The following is a 12170-nucleotide window of genomic DNA, read 5'->3' as shown; positions in this document are numbered from 1 at the left end:
TTCCGCACCTGCGCCTGCCCTCTGTCCGGGGGCACCCTATGGGCGCGTGGCAATCCGCCGCGCACGGGCGAGCAGGGCTTCGGCCTGGGCGAGGTGCAGCCGCTCGACCATCTTGCCGTCGACGCGGATCGCGCCGCGTCCGGCATGGGCGGGATCGTCGAACGCCGCGACGACGGCCTCGGCCTCCGCGATTTCTTCCGGTGCGGGGGCAAAGATCGCGTTCGCAGTCGCAATCTGCCGGGGGTGGATCAATGTCTTGCCGTCAAAACCGCCATCGCGCGCCTGTCGGCATTCGGCGCGAAGCCGTTCTTCGTCGTCGAGTGCATTGCACACCCCGTCGAGCACGATCAGCCCATGCGCCCGCCCCGCCAGCACCGCCATGGTCAGCACAGGTTGAAATGCCGCGCGGCCCCGCAATTGCGCCATGCCGCTGTCCTTCGCCAGATCGTTGAGGCCCAGCACCATCCCGGCCAGCGGCGTATCGCTCGCGCATGCGGCGATCTGCGCCAGGTTGAGCACGGCACGCGGCGTTTCCACCATGATCCACAGCGCGACATCATCGGCAAATCCCGCATCGGCCATCGCGTCGGCCAGGGCACGCACGGCCGCGGCATCGTCGATCTTCGGCGCGAGCACGGCGTCGAGCGGCGCCTGCGCCAGCGCGGCAAGATCCGCCGCGCCCCATTCGCCGTCATGCGCATTGATCCGTGCGACCCGGTAACGCGGGCCGAAACCGCCCTCTTTGAATGCGGCGATGATCTGCGCACGCGCGTCGGACTTCGCCTCGGGCGCGACCGAATCTTCGAGGTCGAAGACGATCGCATCGGCGGGCAATGTGCGAGCCTTTGCAATGGCGCGCGCGTTGGAGCCTGGCATGTAAAGAGCGGAGCGCAGCAGCGGGGCGTGGTCGGTCATGGCCGATGTCCTGTCACAAGGCCCGCCGCGCTGGCAAGGAAAAGACCGCCCGCCGGCATCTCGCGCTACAGCATGTAGCGCATGCGGATCGATTGGCGCCCGCCCTCCGCGCCGATGCGGAACGACGCGTCGCGAAACCGCGGCGGGCCCATGCGCACCTTCGCATCGCGGGAAAAGCCGAAGCCTTCGCGCGGCATCATCAATGTCTTGTCCACCCGCCCATTGCCGTTTTCATCGTGAAAGACCGCGACTGCATATTGGCCGGGGGGCACATCCTCGAACACCAGCCGGGGCTGGCTCGCCGCGCCGATTACCTGCTTGCGCCCGTCATGCGCACAATCGGGAAACGCCTCGGCCACGGGCGCGAGACAGGCGTATAGTCTGCCGTCGTGATTGCGCAGATCGGTCACCGTCACCTGCAGATCGCCGGCCCCCACCGCGCCCGGCAAGGTGAACGCGATGACCGGCAATGCAGCGATCCTGACCCCTTCGCGCCGGAACGCGGCCCCGAAAACATTCATCGCTTACGATCCCATCCTTGCGGTGCAAGCCCGCGGTCGGTTCCGCAGATCCGGTCCCAGAACCGGAAATACAGCCCGTAATTGCAGGCATAGCGGTGATGATGCACCTGGTGATGGCTCGCCGTTATCAGCCAGCGTCCCAACCGCGAATGAACGAGGGCATCCGGAAACATGTCCCAACCCATGTGGTTGGTGACGCCCATGATCGTCATGATCGCCAGCACGAGCCCCAGAACGCCGACATGGATCGGCACGAGAAACACCAGCGCCGGGATCACCACCGCCCCGGTGAGCGCCTCCCACGGATGAAACGCCATCGCCGCCCAAGCAGTCGGCGGGCGGCTGGCATGGTGGACGGCATGCATGATGCGGAACGGGCCGGGCCGATGCATCCACCGATGGGTCCAGTAGAACCAGCTGTCGTGCGCGAACAGATAGATGATGAGCGAGACCGGCAACCACCACAGCGGCATGGCATCGACATCGCCATAGATCCGGGTCCAGCCGCGCTCCTGCCAGCCCCACCCCACGATGCCTGCCGGAATGCCGTAGATCGCAGCGGAAAGCAGCGACCAGCCGATTTCCCTGCCGATCTGCGTGTTCAGCCCGGCATAATGACCGGGCCGCGTCATCCGCGTGATCAGCGCGAAACTGCCGCTCGTCAACATATAGCGCACCGCGACGATGGCCGTCATCGCCAAGGCCGATGCCCCCATGGCCAGAGCCCATCCCGGTAAGGTCGCAAACATGGCCCGCGCCTTAGCGGCAAAGCGCCGCCATGGAAACGGCCAAGCGCATTGCCCCCATCAGCTCAGTTCGTTTTGCCCCCAGGGTGCGCATTGCGGGTCACACTCCACCTGACGGCGCCGGATGGCGATACGGGCAAGCCGCTCCACCTCCTTCTTGCGCCGGGCATGCGCGAGCGTGCGCAACGGCGCCGGTCGAAGGATTTCCGCATCGTAGCCATCGGCCACGATCAGGCCGCAGGTATCGGGCATGAACTCCGGCATGTCCATGCACGCCCGGTCGAGCGAAGGGCAAAGCCCCCAGTAGAACCGATCGCAATAGTCGAGATAATCGGGCCATTTCGAATCGCCGAGCAGATCGGCGCGCGCCACCTTGATCTCCACGATGATCAGCCGCCCGCTCGCATCCATCCCCATGAGATCCGCGCGCCGCCCGTTGCGCAGCGGCACTTCCGGCAGGGTCCAGATATCGTTGCGCGCGAAAAGGCGCCCGATCCCACGCGCGACGGCCTGAGCCTGCGTCGATGGCGACGATGCGGGCGGTGTATGTAAAAGCGAATCAGACATGGGGTTGGCTTAAGGAACAAAATACGAACCAAAGCAAGCGTTCTGGACGTTTGCCCCCAAGTGAAAACATACGCTCATGGCGAATTTTTCGAGCGGAATCCCGAATGTGCCCGCGCTCCTTTGAAAAGGGCTGGTCAGCCATTCATCACCCTGCTAACCGCATTCGGCACGCACCCGTAGCTCAGCTGGATAGAGCGCTGCCCTCCGAAGGCAGAGGCCACAGGTTCGAATCCTGTCGGGTGCGCCAGTCAACTGCCTTAGCGCGTTGTTTTAAAACAGAATTCGGCAGAGATGTAGAGAACGTTCCTACGATTGGCCCCACACAATGTGCGGGCTTTTCCAGCACATTCTGGGGCTTTCCGGGACGCTTCTTGGTGCGTGAAGGCGGTTTCCGGCGCGCTAATCTTCTCCGTTTTGCGCCCGAATCTTGACTGGCCCACTCTCTAGCGCAGCTTCAGCAGACGGGACGCAAGTTAAGCTCGCCTATCCCTAGATTTCTTCGACGCAGATTTCGATTCCCAACTCTGGTTCACCTGCTGATAAGTTGGTGCCGATTGGAACTGGCTCGCTGATCGCGACTACCTTGTATCGCCCCGCAATTTCCGAGCCAACGAGTGGTCGTTCGTCCAGCGTCATTAAATCGATGCGTTTCTTAGAGCCGCCATGACGCGTCACTATTTGCGCCTTAATCAAGAGATTCCTCCACATCCATCCCACTCAGAATTTCAGACTATCTAGCTCGTCGGGGTCTTCAGAGGTGCAATGGCCCTCGAACCTTATCTCTGTTGTCGAAGGTCCATTGGGAAATGTGGTGGTCGACAAAGAAGAAGAGGTAATCGAGCCGGTTTCCCGCGAAATGTGCACCGTCTCGTAATGATGGACGTTCAACCCGCCGTTAGTTCGACCATCCTCTTCGCGCTCTCCTCGATATTGACGAGGTTCGACCGTCAGATTGTAAGTCGTTATTGCTTCGCCCGAAAAGGGATCGCGATGGACTAGCTGCCCCTTGTCGGGGTCAACGATGTAGTGCTCTTCAGCAAATGAGCCTTCCGCCCCGTTGGCAAGCTGGACCTCCCCAGTGCAAACAAGGCCGATACGATCACTTGCGGAGGCATCTGGTGCGCAACCGGCTATGACAAGTGCACAGAGGACCGTGTATATTTTCGTCAATCTTTGCCTCCCAGATGACCTTTCGCTTCCGCTACTTAGCCATGAAGCTTTCCGCAAGTGGCGCAACTCAAGGCGCCATTCCTGCGGGTGTGGCCGCGGCACATCAGGGTTTTAACGCTACCGTGCAACGAATTAACCTTTTTGAGTTGCGTACCCGCTCCTTGCACCGATCCAGCGCCTCGCGGTTTTCGCTCAGGATGTGCTGCGCCTCCGCCAATTCCTCCCACGCTGCGGGATTCTGTGACCGGATCAGCCTTATTCCCGCCTCAACAATGGTCGGCTCGCCTACAGCCTTGCGAGCCATCCGTTCGGGCCACTGCCAAGATTCGGGCATAGCGCGAGCGATAGTGCCGGGGAGGATCGACCATAGCAGGATACCGGCAGCCAGCCCCATGCCTGCAAAGCGCCAGGTCTGGCGCTTCTGCTCGGCCTCGGTGCGGACACGCCCCACCATCGCACCGAGCTGCGCAGTGGCGCTGTCGAATTCCTTGCGGCCGTGCCGGAACAATTCGCTGGCATCGCGCAGCATATCGAACGACGCGCGTTTGATCTGAACCGCGACCTCTTCCGGCGTCAGCTCGATGGCGGGCTTGTTTCCGATTGCGGTCAACGTCTTTGAGACCTGTGCCAGCTGACCAGCCATCTGGCCAAGCGAGGCGGTGTAGTCGGGGATCACGATTTCGGCTCGCTCCCTGGCCATGTTCTGGACCGTATGGCGCACCATCGCCATCTCGCCTTCGAGGCGAGAGAAGGCTTCAGTCGCGGGATCGGTTTCCGTCACGGCCTCCGGTTCCGGGTCCGGCGCGGGCGGTTCCTCGACATCGAGGTCCAGTTGCACTTCGTCGATGTGGTCGTCTTCCATGTCGTGTCTCCTAGATGCCCATGTCGAATGCGCGGGTGCGTTCGCGGGCGAGGGTTGCGGTGAGTTCGTTGGCGATGCTGCGTTCGGGCTTGGGATCGATGCCGAGTTCGCGGGCCTTGCCGCGCAGCAGGCCTTCGACCTGCGGATCGCGTTCAAGCTGCTTCGCCAGTTCGTTCTGCTTGGCCGACACACGGGCAGCGCCTGTACGGTCGCCCTGCTGCTCAAGCTGTTTGCGCGTCGCGCTCAGCCCCTGCCAGTCGCTGACAAAGCGCTCGGATCGCAGCGCCGGATCGGTGCGCGCGGCGGCTTCGTGCTGCATGGCGCGCATGACTTCTTGGCTGCGTCCGCTAGCGGTCTCTGCAATCAGCTCAGGACGCCGCTCCAGCGTTTTGGCAAGATCGGCGGCAGCAAGGGGCCGGATCGCTTCGAGAGCCTTTCCTGCCTTCTGCAGCGCTGCCTTCTGGTGCGGCAAGACGGGCAAGCCCTGGGCGTGCATTGTGCCGATATCGCCAAGCGCACGGGCATAGCGTTCGACCGCACGGCGCTGCTCGTTCTGCGTGTTCATCTGCACCAGGATTGGCTCAAGCTGACGCGACTGCGGACGGAAGTTTCCAAATATCGACTTGGCCTTCTCAGGCACCTGCCGAACCATCTCCATGATCCGATCGCGGAAGCTGATGCCGCGTAGTTCGGCGAATGCCTGCTCGGGCTTGTAGTCGCCAGCCATGTCCTTCCCGCGCTCACGGCTCAGCGTGCGAACCAATTTCGACTGGTCGGCAAAATCATCGCGCCCGTAATGCAGAGCCAGCCCTTCGCGGTGGCGCGACATGGCGACATAGGCAGAATGGCTGTCCATCCCCGGCGTGGCGAGGACATGTGCACGATCCACCGTCATGCCCTGCGCCTTATGGATCGTGGCCGCGTAGCCATGATCGATATGGGCATAGTCCTTGGTGTCGAAGGCAACCTCGCGGCCATCATCGGTGCGCACGGACATGCTCTGGGGATTGGCCATTTCGACCGTCCCCAGCGTGCCATTCTTCACTCCAAGCCCGCGCTCGTTGCGCAGGAAGATAATCCGGTCGCCCGATGCAAACTGGCGTTCGCCACGCGCTGCCATGATCGTGGCATCGGCACCCAGCGCGCCTGCTGCACGCATCTTCCCGCGCGCCATCTGGTTCAGCTCGCGCACTTCGTCATTGGTGTGGGTGAGAATGATCCGGCTGTCGCCGGGGCTGGCCTGCCGTTCCTGATTCCAGCGCTCGATCAGGGTGGCACGCGCATCTTCGCGGGTGTCGGCGGCAAGGACCATGCTGCGCTCTTCGTAAGTGCGGATTGCTTCGCCGGTGCGGCCCGTTGCGAGCTGTCTGGTTGCATCCTGCTGCCATGCGGATAGCTGGCGGCGGACTTCGCTGATCTCAACGCCGCCGTGGCGCTCGTGGATCGCCCGGAACGCCGCGCCTGCCTCGATAGCCTGAAGCTGCTGCTGGTCACCGACCAGGACTACCTTCGCACCGGCCCTGACGGCATGGGACAGCACGCGCTCCATCTGACGCGTCCCGACCATGCCCGCTTCGTCGATCACGAGCACGTCGCGCGAAGTGAGTTGCTCGCGTCCCTTGCCCCACTGATGCTCAAGGCTGGCGATGGTCCGCGATGCGATACCGGAGCCGCTCTCCAGCCCCTCGGCGGCGATGCCGGACAGGGCTGCGCCCCGCACAGTGTAGCCCGCGCTTTCCCATGCCTCGCGCGCCACACCCAGCATCGCGCTCTTGCCGGTCCCGGCATAGCCAACGACAATAGTAAGGCCCTTGCTGTTGGTCACATGCTCGAAGGCGGTCTTCTGCTCGCCAGACACGACCAGTCCGCGTTTTGCAGCACTTGCGAACGCAGCGTTTCGTTGGACATCATTGACGGCGTGACCGGTGCGCTGCGCCATCGTGTCGGCGGCGTGATGCAAGCGCTGTTCGGTCTCGATCATCGCCCGCGAAGTGAACCGATCCTGCCCGCGTCCATCCTTGCCCAGGGCGATCAAATCGGGCGACGCGCGCACTGCATTGTAGGCGGCATCGAACTGCTCTTTGCCGTCGCTATGCCGGTGAACGAAGGCTGCAAGGTCGCGCCGGGTGAATGTGGCCAGCTGGCGCGTGATGGCATCCAGCGCCAGCGCAGGATTGGCAATGATCCGCTCACCATTGCGCTGGGCGATGGCGCGGTGTTCCCCGATCCGCTCAGCTTCCAGCCCGCGACCGCCGATGCGCGAAGCTGCGGAGCCGATCTTGTCCTGCGGCTCAAGCGCAATCCCCTGGGCCTCCAAACTGCGGTGATCGATCCGCGCATCGATGTCGCGTTCCGCCAGTGCGCGGTTCACATGATCGGCCCAGCGCTCGCGCCATTGCTCAATGAGTGCGGTCTTGTTCCAGTCGCGGACTTTTGCGCCAAAGCCGTCTTTCGTCACTTCGCGCATCGTGAGCATGACATGTGCGTGAGGCTTGGCTTTGCCGTCTTCGCTGATATCCCAATGGACATTGAGATCGGCAATCATGCCCTTTTCGACTAACTCGGCTTTCACGAACTCGCGCGCCAGTTTGATGTTGTCTTTCTTGGTCAGTTCGCGGGGCAGGGCGAACTCGACCTCGCGAGAGAGCTGGGCGTCCTTGCGCTTCTCGGCGGCCTCGACCGCGTTCCACAAGGTGGCGCGATCCGTGAAGGCTTCAGGCGCACCTTTCGGCAGCATCACTTCGGAATGAAGAACGCCTGCCTTGTTGGTGAAATCATGATCGCGGTCGATGCGCTCATCGTGCAACCTCTCGCCTGCGCGATAGGCCGCCGCCGCTACGGCGCTGCGTCCGCTCGACCTTCCGATGACCTTTGCGCTAAAGTGAAAGATTGCCATGTCGGCAATCCAGTTACACTCCAAACCGCGCGTCGGCACGACGTATAAGCGCGCCCTCTCATGATAAAATCCTGATCGGGACTAGGCCGTATCACACTGTCCCGGCGACCTTACTGCATTGAGAAAGCTCACCGATTATCATGGCTCCATCACACCAACGATGGAGACAAGCCATGCGCAAACCGCGAGATTTTGATTCGGAACTGAAGGCGCTTGCCGACAAGGCAAAGCAGTTGAAGGAGCGCCGCGTGCGCGACCTTGGCGCGCTGGTGACAGCAACCGGAGCCGACACGCTCGATGCCGATGTCCTGGCGGGTGTGCTGCTCGATGCTGCGGCGAATACAAACGATGCAACCGGGGAGGGCTGGCGCAAGCGTGGTGCGGCCTTCTTTCAGGGCAAGTCACGCGGTGCTGCGAGCGGAGCTAGCAAACAGCCGGAAGGCACTCTCCCGCTCGACGGCGGCGCGGCATCGGCTTGAGGCCGCAATGGCGCGAACCGACATGCGCGAATGGCAAGTGAAACGGCGCGAGCGAACCCGGCAATTGATCGAGCTGGGCGGCCTCGTCACCAAGGCCGATCTCGTCGAACTGACCGACGATGATCGTGCCGCGCTCTACGGCGCGTTCCTCACCGTTGCTGCCAAGCTGCGCGGGCCGGATGGGGCGCAGGCTCTGGTGCTGTTCCGACGCAAGGGCAAGCGGGCTTTCGAGGCTGAGCAATCGAATGATGGATAGAGGCGCAGTCCGAACGGCAATTGGTGCGCTAATCCCGTCCTAAGATTAAGTGGGTCAACTCTGCCAATCCGCTAGCATCTAGGTGAGCGGACAAAGCATCTTTCTGCAACAATTCGTCTGTCAGATGCGGATGGAATTTCTCGAACAACAAGTTCGGCGAATGCGCAAATAGGTCCACCCCTTTGCCATCTGCCAAGGCCGAAAGTGCGTCAATCAAATCCGGGCTTTCGTCCTTTCCGAACACTTCGAGAAACCCGTCGTGTGTTTGCACGGTAAAGCCGCTCGCGCGAAGGGCGAGTGCTAGGGTCGTTGTCCGAACGGAACCCGACTTCGTCGCTATGACAGCAGCGTTGTCGCTGAGCTGCGCAATCCTTCCGGGGTCAAATTGCAGTTGGCCGTAATTGCTGCGTGCCTCGTCGAGTAGCACCAGCGCAGTCGCATCAAGGTAGATCGGGCGCTTTTGTCCCTTCAGAACATCGAACATACGCTGGATCACCCGGTCATGGATATTGCCAGGGTCGCCCCCAAAGATGGGCGGCACTCCGGCATTCGCCGGTGCAACCATAATGACACGATCCCGGTCGAGAACTTCCTGCACCAGCCAGCGCCTGCCCGAAAAAATGAGAAGCATTCCGGGCGCAATCATGTTGTAGATGGGGAGTGTTCCAAGCTCCTTACCGCCGGAAATCAGCCGGTATTCCTCGGGCGTCTGGAACACGGCATAGAAGCTATAGTGCTCAACCAGCTTTTCGCCATTGGCTCCGAGCAGCAAAAGTCCATCGCTGGCTTGCTCAATCAGCGCGACCTCAGGTTGCCCGAGTGCTCGCAAAACATCCAGGAACAGCTGTGTATCGACCTGACGGAATGGCCCGATCTGGCAGAGAATCCCGTAGAGTTGTTGCGCACGAATTCCGCCTCGCTCCGCGATCACCGAGAGGATTTGGTGAACAAGGGTTGAAAGGTGCAGGGCCTCGCGTTGCGGCGGTTCGCACCAGCCTTCCAAAAGCAATTCGATCATCGCAATGGCCCGCACCATCCCAAGGCGAAGACGATCCGAAAAATTGCTGGTAGGCGTGAGGTTCGCCTCGATTGCGTATTGCCGAAGGATTGCTGGCTTGCCTGGTCGCCGCCCTGATCGGCCAAGCCTTTGCCTGAGCGACGCGACGCTGAATGGTGCGGCAATCTGGCCGACACAGGTCACATCGCCAATGTCGATTCCCAATTCCAGAGTGGAAGTGCAGATGGCAGTCGTTGGCGCAGTACCATCTTTCAGGCGACGTTCGACGAAGTCTCGATGCTCGCGCGATAGGCTGGCGTGGTGAGGGTAAAACTCCTGCGGCAGGTGTTCCTTTTCGCAAAGTGCGCGCAACCGATCTGAGTAGATTTCAACTGCCTGACGCGCACCGCCAAAGACAAGATTGTCGCTGCCTCTCAGGTGTTCGAATAGGTGCTGCGCAATGGCATCCGTCGCTGAAGGGCCTTCATCGTCCTTGTCGCCAGCAACGTAGCCACGGAGCTGGAGCTGCAATTCGGCTGATCCGCCCTCGGCAATGACCTGTTCGACTTCACTTGGGCTGTCAGGACGAAGATAAGCCTTCGCCAGCTCCATATCTCCGAGTGTGGCCGACAAACCAACCCGGCGAATAGGTCTCTTTAGAGCAATTTCGAGGCGCGTGAGAAGCGAACGCATCTGGATGCCGCGCTCACTGTCGAGGGCCGAATGCAATTCATCGAGAATGACTGCGCGCGTTGCGCCAAACAGCCTCGGAATCTCCAATCCGCGTCGAATGAATAGCGCTTCAAGTGACTCCGGGGTGATTAGCAGCACGCCCCTCGGTCGCTTGGTAGCCTTAGCCTTCACCGATGACGAAACGTCGCCATGCCACGGCGTGATAGGCAAGTCTGTATCGCGACAGATGTCTTCAAGTCGCCGCGCCTGATCGGTGATGAGCGCCTTTAGCGGTGCGACATACAGAACATCAAATCCGGTTTCCTCACTGGGTTCATCGAGCACTTGGGACAGTAGCGGGAGAAATGCCGCTTCAGTCTTGCCTCCAGCGGTGCTGGCAGCGACAATCAGGTCACGATTGCCGTCCATAAGCACGTGCGTTGCGCGCGCCTGAATATCGCGCAATTCCTTCCAGCCTTGCTGACGTATCCATTTCTGGATTGGTCGAGCCAGCTTGTCGAATGCCGCGCTCACAATCGGAAGCTGGCTAGCTCGTCGCTCTCGGGAACAGCGCCAACGCTCTCATCCACGTCGCTCATGTCGTCACCAGAATCCTCCGCCACGTCGAGTTCTTCGATGAGGTCCGACCAGTCGACGCCGGGGTTTTGTTCGAGCACCGCCAGAAGATTCACGAATGCCGTGACCGTGTTCCGGGGGGTTCTGAAATAGGCCTCCCCGATCCTGTCCGAGCAGTGTGCCATGAACGCTTCCAAGGCGTTGTCGGGCAGGATTGCTTCATCGCCCTGCATAACGGCGCGAATGTTGGCTAGGAGCACGAACAGATCTTCAGGCGTAAGGCTGGCTAGTCGAATGACCGGCCCGGAAAGATCGACCAGTCCATCACGCGCAAAGGTGTTCTCTGCGAGGCGAGACTGGAGCGCCTCATAGCTGTAGAGGCCGCGCCGCGTATTCATGAGGAATTCCGGCGTTCCTCCCATGAGGAACCCAAGGTTCTCCGCGCTTCCTTGCAGAACGTCGTTCAGGATGCGCAGGATTTGCTCATAGTTCGCATTGCGGGCTTGCGATGATGTCAGCTTGTAAAGGTTGACCATCTCGTCAAGGCCAACGAGCAGGCCCTTGTAACCCGCTTCACAAACAAATGCCGACATCAGTTTGAGGTGATCGTAGACGCTGGCATCATTGACGATGGTGCGGACACCCAGAGCCTTGCGAGCATCGGTTTTGGTCGCAAATTCGCCGCGCAGCCATCGAATTGCTGCCGATTTCAGTTCTTCATCGCCGGTTTCATGTCCCTCCCAATACCGGCGGATCACCTGCGCGAAGTCGAAGCCTCCAGTCAGTTCTTCAAAATGGGCAAGGCGCTGGCGAATGATGTCATCTGTCGATTGTTCTTGCGCCTCGGCATCGTGCTGGGCCTGGCTGACAAACCGCTCGACAACACTTGGCAAGGCACCACCATCTGGCTTGGTCCGGGTGGCAAGGTTTCGCGCCATCTCTGCGTAGAGGCCCCGTGCTTGCCCGCCGGTCGCGTGGATGCGTCGATCCGGGGCAAGGTCGGCAAACATGACGACCAGTCCCTTTTCGAGCGCCACAAGCCGGATCAGGTTCATGAAGAAGGTCTTGCCGGAGCCATACTCGCCGATGATGAAACGAATGGCTGAACCGCCATCGGCGATCCGGTCCATGTCCTTGACGAGTTCTTCGATCTCACGCGCTCGTCCGACCTGGATGTGCCGAAGTCCCAATTTGGGAACAACCCCCGCGCGTAGCGCTTGAACAATAGCGTCGCGTTCGCGCGGCTTCAGTCTCGACATGAATTAATCCCCCTTCGCCATCTCGGCTCTCAACGTATCGGCTATGTCCGGCGATACGTCATATCCGTCATATTCATCGAGCAATGCTTCATCGAACTTATCGAAAGCCCACTCATTGACTACCTCAAGCGCGCCAGAGGGCATGAGTCCTTGCTTACTGGCGATCTCGTCTGTGGACCGGCGTGCAAAAGGGACCCCGTTAGCGGGGTGATCGGCGTCTAAATGGGACCCCTCATTCTGGTGGTGTAGTTGAC

13 protein-coding genes and 1 tRNA gene are annotated in these 12170 nt (G+C 61.0%); 3 read left to right on the top strand and 11 right to left on the bottom strand.

Features of this window, described 5'->3' with window-relative positions; all coding sequences use genetic code 11:
* Nucleotides 1-36: 36 nt before the first annotated feature.
* From K4G67_RS12880 to K4G67_RS12865, 4 genes are all read right to left on the bottom strand, one after another.
* Nucleotides 37-915, bottom strand: a complete 879-nt coding sequence (locus tag K4G67_RS12880; protein ID WP_239806771.1) for an HpcH/HpaI aldolase/citrate lyase family protein — start codon at nucleotides 913-915, stop codon at nucleotides 37-39.
* A 65-nt stretch (nucleotides 916-980) separates the two neighbouring features.
* Nucleotides 981-1436, bottom strand: coding sequence for a DUF2141 domain-containing protein (locus K4G67_RS12875; protein WP_239806770.1), 456 nt, complete (start codon nucleotides 1434-1436; stop codon nucleotides 981-983).
* Nucleotides 1433-2185, bottom strand: a complete 753-nt coding sequence (locus tag K4G67_RS12870; RefSeq protein WP_239806769.1) for a sterol desaturase family protein — start codon at nucleotides 2183-2185, stop codon at nucleotides 1433-1435. The genes K4G67_RS12875 and K4G67_RS12870 overlap by 4 nt, the downstream gene beginning before the upstream one ends.
* Before the next feature lie 57 nt (nucleotides 2186-2242).
* Complete coding sequence (locus tag K4G67_RS12865) at nucleotides 2243-2749, bottom strand: MmcB family DNA repair protein (RefSeq protein WP_239806768.1); 507 nt, start codon at nucleotides 2747-2749, stop codon at nucleotides 2243-2245.
* A 170-nt stretch (nucleotides 2750-2919) separates the two neighbouring features.
* Between K4G67_RS12865 and K4G67_RS12860 the strand changes: the two genes are divergently transcribed.
* Nucleotides 2920-2996, top strand: a tRNA-Arg gene (locus K4G67_RS12860).
* 242 nt (nucleotides 2997-3238) lie between these two features.
* Here the strand turns inward: K4G67_RS12860 and K4G67_RS12855 are convergent.
* The 4 genes from K4G67_RS12855 to traA form a co-directional block, all read right to left on the bottom strand.
* Entirely contained in the window at nucleotides 3239-3442 is a 204-nt protein-coding gene (locus tag K4G67_RS12855; RefSeq protein WP_239806767.1) for a hypothetical protein, read from the bottom strand.
* A 24-nt stretch (nucleotides 3443-3466) separates the two neighbouring features.
* Entirely contained in the window at nucleotides 3467-3919 is a 453-nt protein-coding gene (locus K4G67_RS12850) for a hypothetical protein (protein WP_239806766.1), read from the bottom strand.
* Nucleotides 3920-4022: 103 nt separating this feature from the next.
* Entirely contained in the window at nucleotides 4023-4781 is a 759-nt protein-coding gene (locus tag K4G67_RS12845) for a DUF6118 family protein (RefSeq protein WP_239806765.1), read from the bottom strand.
* Nucleotides 4782-4791: 10 nt separating this feature from the next.
* Nucleotides 4792-7677: a Ti-type conjugative transfer relaxase TraA gene (gene traA, locus K4G67_RS12840; protein WP_239806764.1), complete on the bottom strand. Its 2886-nt coding sequence runs from the start codon at nucleotides 7675-7677 to the stop codon at nucleotides 4792-4794.
* Between the two features lie 173 nt (nucleotides 7678-7850).
* Here traA and K4G67_RS12835 point away from each other — a divergent pair, with 173 nt between their 5' ends.
* Together K4G67_RS12835 and K4G67_RS12830 are read left to right on the top strand one after the other, a co-directional pair.
* Entirely contained in the window at nucleotides 7851-8156 is a 306-nt protein-coding gene (locus tag K4G67_RS12835; RefSeq protein WP_239806763.1) for a conjugal transfer protein TraD, read from the top strand.
* A gap of 22 nt (nucleotides 8157-8178) precedes the next feature.
* Nucleotides 8179-8412, top strand: a complete 234-nt coding sequence (locus K4G67_RS12830) for a conjugal transfer protein TraD (RefSeq protein ID WP_239806762.1) — start codon at nucleotides 8179-8181, stop codon at nucleotides 8410-8412.
* Nucleotides 8413-8440: 28 nt separating this feature from the next.
* Here K4G67_RS12830 and K4G67_RS12825 read toward each other — a convergent pair whose 3' ends face one another.
* The 3 genes from K4G67_RS12825 to K4G67_RS12815 form a co-directional block, all read right to left on the bottom strand.
* Nucleotides 8441-10615, bottom strand: a complete 2175-nt coding sequence (locus K4G67_RS12825; protein WP_239806761.1) for a DEAD/DEAH box helicase — start codon at nucleotides 10613-10615, stop codon at nucleotides 8441-8443.
* On the bottom strand, nucleotides 10612-11916 hold the full coding sequence (locus K4G67_RS12820; protein ID WP_239806760.1) for an ATP-binding protein: 1305 nt from the start codon (nucleotides 11914-11916) through the stop codon (nucleotides 10612-10614). The genes K4G67_RS12825 and K4G67_RS12820 overlap by 4 nt, the downstream gene beginning before the upstream one ends.
* A 3-nt stretch (nucleotides 11917-11919) precedes the next feature.
* A partial coding sequence (locus tag K4G67_RS12815) for a tellurite resistance TerB C-terminal domain-containing protein (RefSeq protein ID WP_239806759.1) occupies nucleotides 11920-12170 on the bottom strand: 251 nt, incomplete at its 5' end.

It is taken from the genome of Croceicoccus hydrothermalis (assembly GCF_022378335.1).
GTDB lineage: Bacteria > Pseudomonadota > Alphaproteobacteria > Sphingomonadales > Sphingomonadaceae > Croceicoccus > Croceicoccus hydrothermalis.
The sequence above is the reverse complement of the archived record's forward strand: the minus strand, read 5'-3'. Positions and strand labels throughout refer to the sequence as shown.